At 70.6% G+C, this 14,834-nt stretch carries 17 protein-coding genes; 9 read left to right on the top strand and 8 right to left on the bottom strand.

Translation table 11 applies throughout. The features are described from left to right. Positions 1-21 precede the first annotated feature (21 nt). Positions 22-126 carry a small membrane protein MtfM gene (mtfM, locus tag ACLQ28_RS24770; protein WP_030327764.1) on the bottom strand — a complete coding sequence of 35 codons (105 nt, stop codon included), beginning with the start codon at positions 124-126 and terminating at the stop codon, positions 22-24. A 12-nt stretch (positions 127-138) separates the two neighbouring features. Between mtfM and ACLQ28_RS24765 the strand changes: the two genes are divergently transcribed. The 3 genes from ACLQ28_RS24765 (at position 139) to ACLQ28_RS24755 (ending at position 3,023) form a co-directional block, all read left to right on the top strand. Further along, positions 139-513, top strand: coding sequence for a DsrE family protein (locus ACLQ28_RS24765; protein ID WP_425688665.1), 375 nt, complete (start codon positions 139-141; stop codon positions 511-513). A 78-nt stretch (positions 514-591) separates the two neighbouring features. Then, a complete protein-coding gene (locus ACLQ28_RS24760; RefSeq protein ID WP_425688664.1) occupies positions 592-972 on the top strand; it encodes an SCP2 sterol-binding domain-containing protein in 381 nt (126 codons plus the stop codon). Then, positions 969-3,023, top strand: coding sequence for a glycogen debranching N-terminal domain-containing protein (locus ACLQ28_RS24755; RefSeq protein ID WP_425688663.1), 2,055 nt, complete (start codon positions 969-971; stop codon positions 3,021-3,023). The genes ACLQ28_RS24760 and ACLQ28_RS24755 overlap by 4 nt, the downstream gene beginning before the upstream one ends. 18 nt (positions 3,024-3,041) lie before the next feature. On the opposite strand, the gene ACLQ28_RS24750 is transcribed toward ACLQ28_RS24755, so the two are convergent. The 7 genes from ACLQ28_RS24750 to ACLQ28_RS24720 all read right to left on the bottom strand — a co-directional run bounded on the left by ACLQ28_RS24750 (position 3,042) and on the right by ACLQ28_RS24720 (position 8,172). Next, positions 3,042-3,905 (bottom strand): hypothetical protein, encoded by an 864-nt coding sequence (locus ACLQ28_RS24750; RefSeq protein WP_425688662.1) that lies wholly within the window; start codon positions 3,903-3,905, stop codon positions 3,042-3,044. A gap of 76 nt (positions 3,906-3,981) precedes the next feature. Then, positions 3,982-4,476 (bottom strand): winged helix-turn-helix domain-containing protein, encoded by a 495-nt coding sequence (locus tag ACLQ28_RS24745; protein WP_425688661.1) that lies wholly within the window; start codon positions 4,474-4,476, stop codon positions 3,982-3,984. A gap of 196 nt (positions 4,477-4,672) precedes the next feature. Then, the gene (locus ACLQ28_RS24740; RefSeq protein WP_425688660.1) at positions 4,673-4,993 is read right to left on the bottom strand and encodes a DUF1416 domain-containing protein; all 321 of its coding nucleotides are present in this window, start codon (positions 4,991-4,993) and stop codon (positions 4,673-4,675) included. A gap of 1 nt (position 4,994) precedes the next feature. Further along, the gene (locus tag ACLQ28_RS24735) at positions 4,995-5,843 is read right to left on the bottom strand and encodes a sulfurtransferase (RefSeq protein WP_355392823.1); all 849 of its coding nucleotides are present in this window, start codon (positions 5,841-5,843) and stop codon (positions 4,995-4,997) included. Positions 5,844-6,049: 206 nt separating this feature from the next. Continuing rightward, positions 6,050-6,127 (bottom strand): Ms5788A family Cys-rich leader peptide, encoded by a 78-nt coding sequence (locus ACLQ28_RS24730; RefSeq protein ID WP_310503780.1) that lies wholly within the window; start codon positions 6,125-6,127, stop codon positions 6,050-6,052. Between the two features lie 93 nt (positions 6,128-6,220). Beyond that, positions 6,221-7,009: a DUF2993 domain-containing protein gene (locus ACLQ28_RS24725; RefSeq protein ID WP_425688659.1), complete on the bottom strand. Its 789-nt coding sequence runs from the start codon at positions 7,007-7,009 to the stop codon at positions 6,221-6,223. Between the two features lie 104 nt (positions 7,010-7,113). After that, the gene (locus ACLQ28_RS24720; protein ID WP_425688658.1) at positions 7,114-8,172 is read right to left on the bottom strand and encodes a hypothetical protein; all 1,059 of its coding nucleotides are present in this window, start codon (positions 8,170-8,172) and stop codon (positions 7,114-7,116) included. Between the two features lie 242 nt (positions 8,173-8,414). On the opposite strand from ACLQ28_RS24720, the gene ACLQ28_RS24715 reads away from it, so the two are divergent. The 6 genes from ACLQ28_RS24715 (at position 8,415) to pstA (ending at position 14,826) form a co-directional block, all read left to right on the top strand. Then, the gene (locus ACLQ28_RS24715; RefSeq protein WP_184188346.1) at positions 8,415-9,134 is read left to right on the top strand and encodes a winged helix-turn-helix transcriptional regulator; all 720 of its coding nucleotides are present in this window, start codon (positions 8,415-8,417) and stop codon (positions 9,132-9,134) included. A 154-nt stretch (positions 9,135-9,288) separates the two neighbouring features. After that, complete coding sequence (locus tag ACLQ28_RS24710) at positions 9,289-10,161, top strand: polysaccharide deacetylase family protein (protein WP_425688657.1); 873 nt, start codon at positions 9,289-9,291, stop codon at positions 10,159-10,161. A 123-nt stretch (positions 10,162-10,284) separates the two neighbouring features. Next, positions 10,285-11,211 (top strand): mycothiol synthase, encoded by a 927-nt coding sequence (gene mshD / locus ACLQ28_RS24705; protein ID WP_425688656.1) that lies wholly within the window; start codon positions 10,285-10,287, stop codon positions 11,209-11,211. A 291-nt stretch (positions 11,212-11,502) separates the two neighbouring features. Then, positions 11,503-12,609: a phosphate ABC transporter substrate-binding protein PstS gene (gene pstS, locus ACLQ28_RS24700; RefSeq protein WP_425688655.1), complete on the top strand. Its 1,107-nt coding sequence runs from the start codon at positions 11,503-11,505 to the stop codon at positions 12,607-12,609. Between the two features lie 40 nt (positions 12,610-12,649). After that, on the top strand, positions 12,650-13,741 hold the full coding sequence (gene pstC, locus ACLQ28_RS24695) for a phosphate ABC transporter permease subunit PstC (protein WP_425688654.1): 1,092 nt from the start codon (positions 12,650-12,652) through the stop codon (positions 13,739-13,741). Then, positions 13,738-14,826 (top strand): phosphate ABC transporter permease PstA, encoded by a 1,089-nt coding sequence (gene pstA / locus ACLQ28_RS24690; protein ID WP_425688653.1) that lies wholly within the window; start codon positions 13,738-13,740, stop codon positions 14,824-14,826. Before pstC ends, pstA begins: the two co-directional genes overlap by 4 nt. The last annotated feature ends 8 nt before the right edge of the window (positions 14,827-14,834 follow it).

The following is a 14,834-nucleotide window of genomic DNA, read 5'->3' as shown; positions in this document are numbered from 1 at the left end:
AGCCCGACTCACTCCTCGCGCTCACCAACGTCCTCTCGAAATGCGTACGGCCAGGTAGACGAGGCCACCGGCGAGTCCGCCCAGGCCGGCGACCAGCAGGCTGACAAACCCGATCTCGGTAACCATCCCGACCATCCTATGCTGGGCCACATGGCCCGCACTCTCGTCGTCAAGGCCACCGCGGGGGCGGACGCCCCGGAGCGGTGTGCGCAGGCATTCACGGTCGCCGCGACGGCGGTCGCGGCCGGGGTGGACGTGTCGCTCTGGCTGACCGGTGAGTCGACCTGGTTCGCGCTGCCCGGCCGCGCCCAGCAGTTCGAGCTGCCGCACTCCGCACCGCTGGCCGAGTTGTTGCACGTCATCCTGACCAGTGGCCGGGTGACCGCCTGCACCCAGTGCGCGGCGCGACGGGAGATCGGCCCGGACGACGTGCTGCCCGGTGTTCGCATCGCGGGTGCCGCCGCCTTCGTCGAGGAGGCAATGACCGAGGGCGCGCAGGCACTCGTCTACTGACCACTCGGGGCGGTCTGTCGAATCGAGCGGAGTGCCGATACCGACCCGACATCTCGGACAGGTGCCTACGATTCGGGTGTGACCGAGGCGACGAAGAGATTCTTCGACTCACTGCCGTCGCGCGCTCCTGACGTCCTGGGCGGCCTGACCGACGGCACCCTTCAGATCGACCTCGGCAGCGACCACCAGACCGAACACTGGCTGGTCCGAATGCGGCCCGGGTCGGTGCAGGTCAGCCGCGAGCGCGGGCCAGCCGACGCCATCTGGTACAGCAGTGCGGCCCTCTTCGACCGACTGATCACCGGCGAAGCCCAGGGTGTCGCGGCGGTGCTACGCAACGAGAGCACGTTCAGCGGGAACGTGGTGCTCTTCCTCGCCTTCCGGCGCTTCTTCCCGAACCCGCCCGGCACCCGTGACCCCCGCGAAACGGCCCGCAGAGCAGCCGGGCGCCCGGTGTGAAGGAACTCGTCAGCATTCTGGACGGCAACACCTTCCTGGTCAGCGATCGGCGAGGGGACATCGAGCCATCCTTCGACTTCCCCACCGGGCTCTTCTCCTTCGACACCCGATTCCTGTCCAGTTGGGTGCTCACCCTGGACGGCGAGCGGCTGCATGCCCTCTCCGTCGACGACGCCGAGTCCTACCGCACAAAGTTCTTCCTCGCCCCCGGTGAACCCACGCACTATCTGGACGCGAAGGCATCGGTGATCCGCAGCCGGGCGATCGTGGGCAGCTTCGAGGAGGAGCTGACCGTGCTGAACCACACCGGCGCGGATGCCGAATTCACCGTCCGGATCGAGATCGGAGCCGACTTCGCTGACCTGTTCGAGATCAAAGATTCCCGGCAGAAGCGGGGTCAGACCACGGTCTCGGTCTCGGACAACGAGCTACGGCTGACCTACCGGCGGGAGGCGTTCCACCGGGAGACGCAGGTCAAGACCAGCACGCCGGCGCAGGTCGACGCCGCCGGAATGACCTTCCGGCTCCGGATCGCCCCCAACAGCAAGTGGACCACCCGACTGCACGTGTCCAGCATCGTCTTCGGGGCACGTGGCGAGGACATCCGGACCACCCTGCCGTACGGCGGCAGCCGCAGCGCGGACGCCATCCGGGCCGAGCAACAGGAGCTGATCGACCGGGCGCCGAAGCTCGGCTGCGACTGCCAGCCGCTGGCCGGGGCGTACCGGCGCAGCCTCAACGACCTGGCGGCTCTGCGCTATGAGTCGATTGCCCTGGGCGTGCGGCTGATCGCCGCCGGGCTGCCCTGGTTCATGACGCTGTTCGGCCGGGACAGCATCATCACCTCGTTGCAGGTGCTGCCGTTTCTGCCGGAGTTGGTCCCGCCGACCATCCTGATGCTGGCCGGACTGCAGGGGCACCGGGTGGACGACTTCCGCGACGAGGAACCCGGCAAGATCCTGCACGAGCTGCGGTACGGGGAGACCGCCGGCTTCGAGGAGCAGCCGCACTCGCCGTACTACGGGTCGGCCGACTCGACGCCGCTGTTCATCATCCTGATCGACGAATACGAGCGCTGGACGGGCGACGCCGCGCTGGTCCGCCGGTTGGAGCCGCAGGTTCGCGCGGCGCTGGAGTGGATCGACACCTACGGTGACCTGCTCGGCACCGGTTACCTCTGGTACCAGACTCGCAATCCGGACAGCGGTCTGCAGAACCAGTGCTGGAAGGACTCCTGGGACGGCATCTCGTACGCCGACGGCCAGCTGCCCAGCTTCCCCCGGGCGACCTGCGAGCTGCAGGGCTACGCGTACGACGCGAAGGTGCGGGCCGCCCGGCTGGCCCGGACCATCTGGAACGACCCGGAGTACGCCGACAAGCTGGAGCGGGAGGCCGCCGACCTCAAGCGTCGGTTCGACCGTGACTTCTGGATCGCCGACCGCGGGTACTACGCGCTCGCGTTGGATGCCGACGGCCGGCAGGTGGACGCGCTGACCTCGAACATCGGGCACCTGCTGTGGAGCGGCATCGTGGACGAGTCCCGCGCCGGCAAGGTCGTCGAGCACCTGCTCGGGCCACGCCTGTTCTCCGGCTGGGGAGTGCGGACGCTCGCCGAGGACGAGGGGCGGTACAACCCGATCGGCTACCACGTGGGCACGGTGTGGCCGTTCGACAACTCGATCATCGCCTGGGGGTTGTGGCGGTACGGCTTCCGGGACGAGGCCGGGGTGATCTGCGACGCGATGCTGGCGGCGTCCCGATTCTTCGACGGGCGGCTGCCGGAGGCGTTCGCCGGCTACGCCCAGGCCCTCACCGGCTACCCGGTGGAGTATCCGACGGCGTGCAGCCCGCAGGCCTGGTCGACCGGTACGCCGCTGATGCTGCTGCGGGTGATGTTGGGGTTGGAGCCGCAGGGCGAGCACCTGATCATCGATCCGGCGGTGCCACCCGGCATGGGTCGGGTCGAGCTGCTGGACATCCCCGGCCGGTGGGGCATGGTCGACGCGTTGGGTCGCAGCCGTGGCCCGGAGGAGCAGCCGCGCGACGGCTGACCGGAGGACAGGCCCGGCTCAGCCCGAGCAGCCGACGGTGGCGGCCAGCCGGGTGGCATCCGGGCTGAGTTCGGCCAGCACCGTGACCGGCCCGGTGCGGTACGCGTACACCGGGGGTTTGTCCAGCAGTGGGGCGTCACCGGCCAACGGGGCGAGTGCTTCCGTCGACGAGGCCGGGTCGGCACCGCCCGCGGACCGCGCGGTACGGGCCAGCCCGCCACCCGGGCAGGGCGCGGTGACCAGCTCCGGTGCCGCATCGCCTGGTCGGCCGAGCGCCCCCAGCGCGACGGTCAGGGCGGCAGCTTCCGGGCCAGCAGCGGTCGCCGGGGCTGCCGTGTAGCCGGAGCCGACCGGCCGGCAACCGGTGTCGACGATCAATCGCACCCGACCGTCCACGGTCGGCCGTCCCTCGACGGCAACGAACTCCCCGGCGTCGGCGTGCAGCTCGGGGCCGTCCAGTCCGGGCCCGACCCCGGCCCGCCAGCTCGCCGGAAGCCGCTCGGCGATGCCGACCAGCACGGCCTGCTCAGTGCCGGTGGGTGCGAGCGCGCCGACCTCGCGCCGCAGCCTTGCTCCGTCGGCGAACGGGGTGACTCGGCAGCCCGACGCGATCCGCGCCGGGCCCAGCTCCAGTAGTCCGGCCGCACCGACCGCCCGGGCAAGCTCGCCGACCGCCCGGTCGACCACGGGGCCGGCCTGGTCGAGGGTACGTTGCTCGCGCACGGTCGGCGGGTCGTTGCGGACCGACGTCCAGGTGAGCAGGGCCAGCAACACGGCCCAGGCCGCGGTCGCGGCCAGCAGCCAACGCCGCCACGACCGGGCGGGCGCCGGCGCGGCGGGACCGGCCGGCGAAGCCCACCCCGTCTGGACAGCACCGCTCACCCGGCCATGGTGTCACGGGTCCTCGACCGGCGCGGCGGTGGAGGCGGCGATCCAGGAGATTGGCGGCGGCCTGCTGTCAGACAGGCCGGGGCGGAGAGTCGAGGCGATAGCCGACTCCCCGCACGGTGTGCACCTGCGGTCCACCCGGCAATCCCCGCAGCCAGCGCCGAAGCCGCTTGATCGTGGAGTGCAGGATCGCGGCGTCCGCGCCACCCAGGACGGAGGCGCAAAGCTGCTCGTAGCTCCACAAGACCTGCGGTGGGCCGATGAGTCGGGCGAGCAGCTCCCGTTCGGTGCTGGAGAGCGGGAGCGGGTCGCCGCGCCAGGTGACTAGCTGTCCGGCCCAGTCGACGACCAACTCACCCCAGCTGACCAAACCCGGCGGCGGCGGGATGAGCGCCGCGGCTGCCGGCGTCGAGCCACCCGGTGGCGGGAACAGCATCGCACGGAGCTGGGTCAGGTCGGCGCAGCTCACCACCGAACCAGCCCCGTCAAGCTGTCGCAGCACCCGCTCAAGCACCGAGGCGTCCGCACTGACGCAGAAGACGATTGGAACCTCTTCACCAGACATGCCGCCGCCACCCGCATCAACCGTGACTTCCACCCATAGATAGTGACGCATGCCGATGGTTTCGATGGTCCGCCCGCCCGACTCAGCCCCTGCCGACAACCAGAGCAGGATGCGGGCCTACTGACTCAATCAAGGAGAGACGACCAGGGCCGGTCACCCGTGCGGGTGACCGGCCCTGGTCGATCAGAGCAGTGGGTCAGGCGACAGTGACGCCAACCTCGTTGACGCCCCGGCCCGCGGTGAGGGCCGTGTCGCCGTTGCCGTGCCGGGACAGTGCCCGGAGCGTCCAGGAACCCGGCGCGGCGAAGAACCGGAACTGACCGGCGGCCGAGGTCACCACCTCGGCGGTGAACTCACCGGTCGAGTCGAGCAGCCGGACGTACGCGCCCGGCACCGGCTCGTCCTCAGCGGAGCGGACGATGCCCGTGATCACGGTTTCTTTCTCCAGGTCCAGGCTGGCAGGCAGCGGCGCGGCCTGGTCTGGTGCAGCGCAACCTGCGGCGATGGGAAGGGTCATGTCAGGCCTCCCCGGGTTCGTCGCCGAGCGCGACCGGCACGCCGACCAGCGAGCCGTACTCGGTCCAGGAACCGTCGTAGTTCTTGACGTTGCGGTGGCCCAGCAACTCCTGCAGCACGAACCAGGTGTGCGAGGAACGCTCGCCGATGCGGCAGTAGGCGATGGTCTCCTTGCCGTCGTCGAGCCCCGCATCGCCGTAGATCCGGCGCAGCTCGTCGTCGGACCGGAAGGTGCCGTCCTCATTGGCCGCCTTCGACCACGGGACGCTGATCGCGGTGGGGATGTGACCGGCCCGCTGCGCCTGCTCCTGCGGCAGGTGGGCGGGGGCGAGCAGCCGGCCGGCGAACTCGTCGGGGCTGCGCACGTCGACCAGGTTCTTGGTGCCGATCGCGGCGACCACCTCGTCGCGGAAGGCTCGGATGGAGGTGTCCGGCTCCTGCGCGACGTACTGGGTCGCCGGGCGGGACACCGCGTCGGTGACCAGCGGGCGGGCGTCCAGCTCCCACTTCTTGCGACCGCCGTCGAGCAGCTTGACGTCGCCGTGGCCGTAGAGCTTGAAGTACCAGTAGGCGTACGCGGCGAACCAGTTGTTGTTACCGCCGTAGAGGATGACGGTGTCGTCGTTGCTGATGCCACGCTCGGAGAGCAACGCCTCGAACTGGGTCTTGTTGACGAAGTCCCGACGGACCTGGTCCTGCAGGTCGGTCTTCCAGTCAATCTTGATGGCGCCGGCGATGTGGCCTGTGTCGTAGGCCGAGGTGTCTTCGTCGACCTCGACGAAGACGACGCCCGGGGCGCCGAGGTTCTTCTCGGCCCACTCGGCCGAAACGAGTGCGGTGTCGCGACTCATCGAATCACTCCCTGGTGAGGATGGATGGTGAGCCAACGCGCGAGTATCGATGGGTGTAACTGTCGCACCACGCGCGGGACCCAGCGGAAGGACGGGATCACGGGTTCGTGCGACGGCGCCGCTGCCGGTCATTCGGTGGGATTACCGGAGGTGCGAGAACCCCTGTGCCGGTGGCCGCCGTCAGGCGGCCGGAGACAGCCCCGCCGTCAGATGACGGGGCGACACAGGCAGGTGGCCACGCGGCACAGGTCGACCGCGCGCCGTTTGGTGAGGTGGGTCCCCATGGGCAGGGAGCCTACCAGCCGGTGACCGTGCCGCCACTGAGCTGACCACCATCCGGGAACGACCCGAGCCGCCGGCTGGACCGGCATCCCACCTCAGCCGACCGAGTTGATCGGTACGTTCTTCGCATCGACGGTGACCGCCAACCCTTCCGGCAGCGGCCGGACCTCGCGGACGGCAAGTTGGAACGGCAGGTCGGGCAGGGGCACGTCGATGGAGATGCTCTTGGCGAAGTTGTTCAGGAAGGTGCGGGCCAGCGGCAGGTTCGGCAGACCCGCGGCGTCCAGGTCGTTGAAACGCAGGGCGACCGCGCCGTTGTCGGCGACGGTGACGTCGGCGGTGCCGCTGATCGTGATCTTCTGACCGAGGATGTCGGCCGGACCCGTGACGGCGAGCTTGCCATTCTGCTCGCCAAGCGTGAGCCCCGGACGCTTCAGCAACGCGGCGAGGCTGTCGTAGCTGATCGTGCCGGCGCCGTTGACGGTGTCCGCCACGATGTCACCCTGGCCGGTGCGCAGGGTGTCCAGTGAGGCCCGGACGTTGCGGGCGGTCACATCGAGCACCGGCAGCCGCACGGCGTCGCCCTCGACCGGGGCCTGCACGTCCCGCAGATTGATGGTGACCCGCTGGTAACGGCCATCCAGCACCTGGGTGAGGAACGGAGTCCCGCCCACCTCCACATCGGGCTCGGCGGATTGCGCGCCCTGCTTGGTGATCTCCTGGCGGACCCGGTCGGCAACGAGCCGCTCGGCCACCCCGACCGCTACCCGGTCCGCGACCACCAGCAGCCCCGCCACCAGCACGAGCAGGACGACAAGGGCGATGAGCAGCTTGCGACCACGCCGCCGGGGCCGGACCGCACTCGCCGGATACTCCTGCGCCACGCCGCCTCCTGTCTCCGCCCGCCGAGGTGCGACGGGGCGTCCGTACCGGTGCCGCAGCGCGGCGCACCCATAGGTACCCGACCGGCTCCGGGCTCAACCGCGACTCAGAGGAAGAGCATGCACATGGCGTACGCGGCCGGCGCCGCGAGAGCGAAGCCGCCGAGCGGACCCTGCATGTGTCGGGCCACCCACATCGTTGGTGGTTCACCGGCCATCAGGCGGCCCGCCTCGGCGTACCCCACGGCGAGATCGGAGAGGACGGCGGTGACCGCCGCGACCAGGCCGATCACGGCGGCCCTGGTCGGAGTGAAGGGAGCCACCAGGTAGCTGCCCAGCAGTGCGCTGGTGAGCGTGCCGACCATCGCGCCGGCCACCACCCCGGCGGCGCCCCGGGGCACCTGCGGAGCCAGCCGGGGCCAGGGCAGCACGGCGTCGGTGAGCCGAGCGACGGTCAGCGCGACGCCGCTCGCGGACAGGCAGACGGTGATCGCCTGGGTGCCGGCCGGGATCCGGCTGAGCACGATCAGGGTGCCGAACGCCACCACCCCGACCACGATGAGCAGCGTGGCGCCGAGTGAGTCGGTGACCCGAACCCGGTCGACCCGGCGCACCAACTGGCCGAGCACCGCGGCGATGAACCCGCCCGCGGCCAGGTAACCCAGCGGCGCCAGCCCGGCGATGTCGGTCTGCACCGCGGCGATGTCCGCGAGCGCCGCGACCGCGGCGCTTATCCCAGCGACCACCAGCAGCGCGGGCGGGCGCATGGCCATCGTCCAGGCGAGCACGAACAGCAGCTGGACGCCGAAGATGATGAAGGCGAACGGCAGCCGGTGGCCGGGGCCCGACGTCTGCGCGCCCAGCACCAAGCCGACGCCGAGCAGCGCGGCGAAGCCGGCGATGGTCACCGCCAACTGGCGACGCACCTCGACCGGGGGTACGACCTCCTCCTCCGACTCGTCGATCTCGTCTTCGGATCGGCGAGCCGGCTCGCCGGCGCGACGGGCACGACGAGGCCCACCTCGTTCGCGACGATCCCCGTCGGCGGCGGTCGGACCGGTACGCGGCGCGGGCGGGTGGCCGCGGGTCGGTGCGGCGGCCGGACCCGGGTGGGGCCCGGCGGGCCACGATTCGCGGCCGGCCTCGGGCGAGGTGGAGGGAAACACGACCCGATCGTGCCAGACCGACCGCCCGACGCGGTGGTCATGGGTTTCAGCAACGTTAAAATTTGCGCCACGATCAGGGGCAAGGTAGACAAACGGGAAATGGCCCGACGGCGCGGCCGAGGCGATCAGTTAGGCTCGACCCGTTACCCGCCCGTCAGCGACGCCGGGACCACGCAATTTCTCAGCGCACTCAGTTGTGAGTGTGTCTGGTCGCGTGCGGCCCCCGCGCCGCCGGGACGGAGGTGATCGTGGAAATCCTGCTGCTGGTGACTGCGCGCGCAGGCGAACCGTCGGCTGTGCTGCCGGCACTCGACCTGCTGCCGCACTCGGTCCGCACCGCGCCGCGCGACGTCCGCACCCTGGTCGCGGGCCCCAGCCCGGACGCGGTGATGGTGGATGCCCGGTCGGAGCTGAGCGAGGCCCGCGCGACCTGCCGAATGCTGCACGCCACCGGGCTCGGCGTGCCGCTGGTCGCGGTGGTGACCGAGGCCGGCCTGATCGCGCTGAACGCCGACTGGGGCGTCGACGACGTCATCCTCGCCTCGGCCGGCCCCGCCGAGGTCGAGGCACGGTTGCGGCTGGCGGTGGGCCGGCTGAGCAACGCGACAGCTGGCGCGGGCGGCTCGATCCGGGCCGGCGAGCTGACCATCGACCCCGACACGTACGCGGCCAAGCTCAAGGGCCGCCCGCTCGACCTCACCTACAAGGAGTTCGAGCTGCTGAAGTTCCTGGCCCAGCACCCGGGTCGGGTGTTCACCCGGGATCAGCTCCTGCGCGAGGTCTGGGGCTATGACTACTTTGGCGGCACTCGCACGGTGGACGTGCACGTGCGGCGACTCCGCGCCAAGCTCGGTTCGGAGTACGAGTCGATGATCGGCACCGTTCGCCAGGTCGGCTACAAGTTCGTCGTCCCGCCGTCCCGGTCGCTCGCCGAGGCAGAGCACGCACCCCTGCCCGTCTGATCCGCGAGTCGCTCCAGGCGATTTCCTATATGCCCTTTTTGCGCAGCTTGGCAGTCCTATTCTGACTGCCGGGTTTGTCGGAGAAAGGGGCGACGGTGCGCGCATTGACCACGGGGGCAACGGGCCGGCCTGACCGGCCAACCAGGCGGAAGTTGTGACGCGGGGCGACTCGACCGCGAAGGCGGCGGGGATCGTGACGCTGGTGGTGGCGGCGCTGCTCGGCTCGGCGTACGTGCTGGGCCGCAGTCTCGTCCCCGACCAGCAGGCCCAACGACACTCCACCGGGATCACGTCGAACGCCGACGCACCGGGCTATGCCGACCAGCCCAGCGGCGGCGAGCCGAGCGGCGCCCCCAGCGTCAGCGGCAGCGCCGGCCCCGCCCAGGCCGGTCAGGACGGGTCCGGACGAGACGCCGGGGACGACCAACTGTTCGGTGCGCACGCCACCACCGGCTCTCCACGGCTCGCGCTGACCTTCGACGACGGGCCGGACCCGCAGTACACCCCGCAGGTCCTCGCCCTGCTGCGCGAATTCGACGTCCGGGCCACGTTCTGCGTGGTCGGTGAGAACGCACAGAACCACCCCGACCTGATCCAGGCGATCGTCAACGGCGGGCACACCCTGTGCAACCACTCGTGGCACCACGACGTCAGTCTGGGGACCCGATCGACCGACGCGATCCGCTCCGACCTCCTGCGCACCAACGACGCGATCCGGGCGGCGGTACCGGACGCACCGATCGTCTGGTACCGCCAGCCGGGTGGCGCCTGGACGTACCCGGTGGTGTCGGTGGCGCACCAGCTCGGCATGACCCCGCTGCACTGGTCGGTGGACCCGTCGGACTGGGAACTGCCCGGTGCCGGCAAGATCACCGCAACGGTGCTGGCCCAGGCCGAACCGGGCTCGGTGGTGCTGCTGCACGACGCCGGCGGGAACCGGCAGGGCACCGTGGACGCGCTGCGCCGGATCCTGCCCGACCTGACCGCGCGGTTCGAGCTGGAAGCACTGCCCACCGACCCGACGTGAGGCGGACGGGCTGTCCGCCGCACGGGTCGGGGAGGGTCGGCACGCAGGCCGCACTCCACACCGCCCGCGGCTTAACTCGGCGACGCTCCGGGCGTCACGACACGCACCGGATACGGTGACGGGATGAGCAGCGCGGAGCCGACCAGCGACCAGGTGACCCGGACCGACCGACTGGCACCGGCGGAGATCGCCGACGTGCTATCCCTCGCCAGTTCCGCGGGCGACACCGACGGCGCGAACCCGCTCGACGAGCACGTGCTGCTCCGACTGCGCGACCCGGACGCCCCGGCCTTGCACCTGATCGCCCGCGCCGACGACGGCACCCTCACCGGGTACGCGCACCTCGACACCACCGACCCGGTCGGTGGGATCGGAGTCGAGCTGGTGGTGCATCCCGCGTACCGGCGGCGGGGCACCGGTCGGGCGCTGGCCCGGGGCGTACTCGCCTCGGCCACCGGGCCACTGCGGGCGTGGGCGCACGGCGACCACCCCTCGGCCGCGGCGCTCGGTGTCGACCTCGGGTTCACCCGCGCCCGGGTGCTCTGGCAGTTGCGCCGGCCACTGGCCGCCCCATTGGGCGAGCCGCGCCTGCCCGACGGGGTGGCGCTGCGCGCGTTCCGGCCCGGAGCCGACGACGCGGCCTGGCTGACCCTCAACTCGCGCGCCTTCGCCGAGCACCCCGAGCAGGGGCGGTGGACCTCCGACGACCTGCGGGTCCGCCTCGCCGAACCGTGGTTCGACCCGGCCGGCTTCCTGCTCGCCGAGGAGACCGCGACCGGCCGACTGCTCGGCTTCCACTGGACCAAGGTGCACGAGCGCCCCGGGTCGGCCCGGATCGGCGAGGTGTACGTCCTGGGCGTGGAGCCGACCGCGCACGGCGGCGGGCTCGGCCGGGCGTTGACCACTGCCGGGCTGGCGTACCTGCGGGACAAGCGCGGCCTGGACCGGGTGATGCTCTACGTGGACGAGTCGAACACCGGGGCGGTCGCGCTCTACGAGCGGCTGGGTTTCGCCCGCTGGTCCGCGCACATCAACTACCACCTGGGCTGACCGTCGGTCGCCGCTGGAATTCGGTCACCGGCGGGTCACGGCTGGGCTTCGGCGGGATAACGGCGAACCGGAAATATACCCATACATCCGACAGGCGTACCTGAGTTCACTTAACGGACAACTCACCCTCAGCAAGCGGCCACCCCGGAGGCCGCACGTGTTCACCTTGCGTTCACTTGCGACCGGCAAACCGGCTACCTGACACTTCTAACTTTCGTGTCAGCCGGTCAATGCCGGTCCTCGGCCCCCGGATTCGGGGCGCCAAGTCAGACGCGAAGGGAAACCCCTCAGGTGAAGCTCCAGCGGTACGGCGCTATTGCCGGCCTCGCCCTCGCCGCGACGCTCGGCCTCAGTGCATGCGGCTCGGACAACAACGAGCCCGCCACCGGCGCCAGCGCTTCGGGCTCGACCGCCGCGGTCGACTGCGCTACCGGAACGCTGAACGCCCAGGGCTCGTCGGCGCAGAAGAACGCCATGGCCGAGTGGATCAAGGCGTACCAGATGAAGTGCCAGGGCACGACGATCAACTACGAGGCGACCGGCTCGGGCGCCGGCATCCAGGCGTTCATCGCCGGGACCGCCGACTTCGCCGGCTCGGACTCCGCGCTCAAGCCGGAGGAGCAGCCGCAGGCCGACGCCAAGTGCGCCGGCGGCAAGGCCATCCACCTGCCGATGGTGATCGGCCCGGTGGCCATCGCCTACAACGTCAGCGGCGTGGACAACCTCCAGCTCAAGCCGGCCACCCTGGCGAAGATCTTCGCCGGCACGGTCACCAAGTGGGACGACGCGGCGATCAAGGCTGACAACCCGGACGCCAAGCTGCCGTCGACCACCATCCAGACCGTCCACCGCTCGGACGAGTCGGGCACCACCGACAACTTCACCAACTTCCTGTCGAAGACCGCCGAGGCCGACTGGACCCTCGGTAAGGCCAAGGCGTGGAAGGCCCCGGGCGGCACCGGCGCCAAGGGCTCGGACGGCGTGGCCAGCAAGGTCAAGGCTGCCGACGGCACCATCGGTTACATGGAGTGGTCGTTCGCCGAGAACGCCGGCCTGAAGATGTCCAAGATCGGAAACGGTGCGGGCGAGTTCGCCGCGCTGACCGCCGAGGCTGCCGGCAAGACCATCGCCGGTGCCAAGGTCGACGGCCAGGGCGACGACCTCAAGCTGTCGATCGACTACAACACCAAGGAGGCCGGGGCCTACCCGATCGTCCTGGCGACGTACGAGATCGTCTGCAGCAAGGGCCTCGCGGCCGACAAGCTGCCGCTGGTCAAGGGCCTGCTGGGCTACGCGGCCAGCACCGAGGGCCAGGCTGCCATGACCGAGCTGGGCTACGCCCCGCTGCCGGAGAGCGTCCGCACCAAGGTCGAGGCCGCAGTCAAGAACATCTCCTGACCCGAACCCCACCACCTCCGCAATCGAATCGAGCGAGCAGATGGGTGAAACCCCTCACCGCTCGGCCGACGCCGGCACCGGCGGGACGCGCGTGACCCAGAGTCACGAGTGGCCCGCCGGTGCCTCGGCGCGTGTGGCCGAGGCACCAGTCAGCACCCGTTCCCCGGGCGGCGCCGGGCTGGGCGGCGGCGGCGCGCTGCCGCGCAGCCGTAAGTTCGGCGCCGAGCGGGCCTTCCGCGGTCTCACCCTGGCCGCCGGCACCGCAGTTCTGGTCATCATCGCCGCCATCGCGATCTTCCTGGTCGCGAAGGCGGTGCCGGCCCTGCGCGCCAACACCGAAAACTTCTGGTCCTACGAGGGCTGGTCCCCCAACGAGACGCAGCCGAAGTTCGGCATCGGCGCGCTCGCCTTCGGCACCCTGCTCAGCTCAGCGCTGGCGCTGCTGATGGCAGTGCCGGTGGCACTCGGTATCGCGCTCTACCTCTCGCACTACGCACCCCGTCGGCTGGGCACCGCGCTCGGCTTCCTGGTCGACCTGCTCGCCGCCGTGCCGAGCGTGGTCTTCGGCCTCTGGGGGCGGGACGTCTTCAGCAGCCCGGTCCAGGACTTCTCGGTCTGGCTGAACCAGCACTTCGGCTGGATCCCGCTCTTCGGCGGAGACGGCCCGTTCGGCGCGTCCGTCATGCTGGGCGCTCTGGTGCTCGCGATCATGGTGCTGCCGATCATCACCTCGCTCTCCCGCGAGGTGTTCCTCCAGACGCCAACGGCCAACGAGGAGGCCGCCCTCGCCCTGGGCGCCACCCGCTGGGAAATGCTCCGCACCGCGGTGATCCCGTACGGCCGCCCCGGCATCATCGCCGCGATGATGCTCGGCCTCGGCCGGGCGCTTGGCGAGACCATCGCCCTGGCGCTGACCCTCGGCATCACCTTCAACATCTCGTTCAACCTGATCCAGAACGGCGGCAACACCATCGCCGCCAACATCGCCAACGCGTTCGGCGAGGCGAACGAGACCGGCCGGGGCGCGTTGATCGCCTCCGGTCTGGTGCTGTTCGCCATCACGCTGATCGTCAACATCACGGCGCGGGCGATCATCTACCGCCGCCGGGAGTTCACGGAGTCGGCCGCATGACCACAACCGTCACCTCCCACCGCACTCGTCCGCCGGCCCAGCCTTCGTCGCTGCGGGGCCGGCGGCTGCCCTGGTACGCCGCACCGGCCATCGCCGTGGCGGCCCTGGCGCTCTCCGCCGCGATCGTCTACGGCACCGACATCGGCGGGCCGGTCCTCGTGGTCGTCCTCGGCGCGGTGCTCTACCTCGTCGGGCTCTTCGCCGCGGCCAACGCGGTCGAGGGGCGCCGGTCGGCCCGCAACCGCACCTGGAGCGCGCTGATCCACTCCGCGTTCGTGCTGGCGGTGCTGCCGCTGGTGTCGGTGGTCTGGACGCTGGTCAGCAAGGGCACCGATCGGCTGGACGCCGACTTCTTCCAGACCTCGATGAACAACATCGGGGCCCGGGACCCGAACGGTGGCGCGTACCACGCGATCGTCGGCACGCTGGAGCAGGTCGGCATCGCCACCCTGATCACCGTGCCGCTCGGCATCCTGTGCGCCATCTACATCGTCGAGTACGGCCGGGGCAAGTTCGCCTTCACGATCCGGTTCTTCGTGGACGTGATGACCGGCATCCCGTCGATCGTCTCCGGCCTCTTCGTGCTGGCGTTCTGGGTGCTGGTCGTGTCGCCGTGGTTCAACGACGGCCGGCCCAGCTTCTCCGGGTTCGCCGCCGCGCTCGCGCTGAGCGTGCTGATGCTGCCCACCATCGTCCGGTCCACCGAGGAGATGCTCCGCCTCGTCCCGCCGCCGCTGCGCGAGGGCGCCTACGCGCTCGGCGTACCCAAGTGGAAGACCATCCTGCGGGTGGTGCTGCCGACGGCGCTTCCCGGCATCGTCACAGGCGTCATGCTTGCCATCGCCCGTGCGGCCGGCGAGACCGCGCCGGTGCTGCTGGTCGCCGGCGGCGGTGCCGCGATCAACACCAACCCCTTCGAGAACAACCAGTCGTCGCTGTCCCTCTTCGTCTACCAGCAGGCCGGTGACGCGTCGAAGTACGCGCCGGCACGGGCGTGGACCGCGGCACTCACCCTGGTCGCCCTCGTGCTCATCCTGACGATCGCGGCGAAGCTGCTGGCCCGTCGCAACAGGCTCAGCCGATGAACCCCGGA

This window comes from Micromonospora sp. DT201, from assembly GCF_049841575.1.
Taxonomy (GTDB): domain Bacteria; phylum Actinomycetota; class Actinomycetes; order Mycobacteriales; family Micromonosporaceae; genus Micromonospora.
Note: the sequence above shows the minus strand (reverse complement) of the source record. Positions and strands in the feature narration are given on the sequence as shown.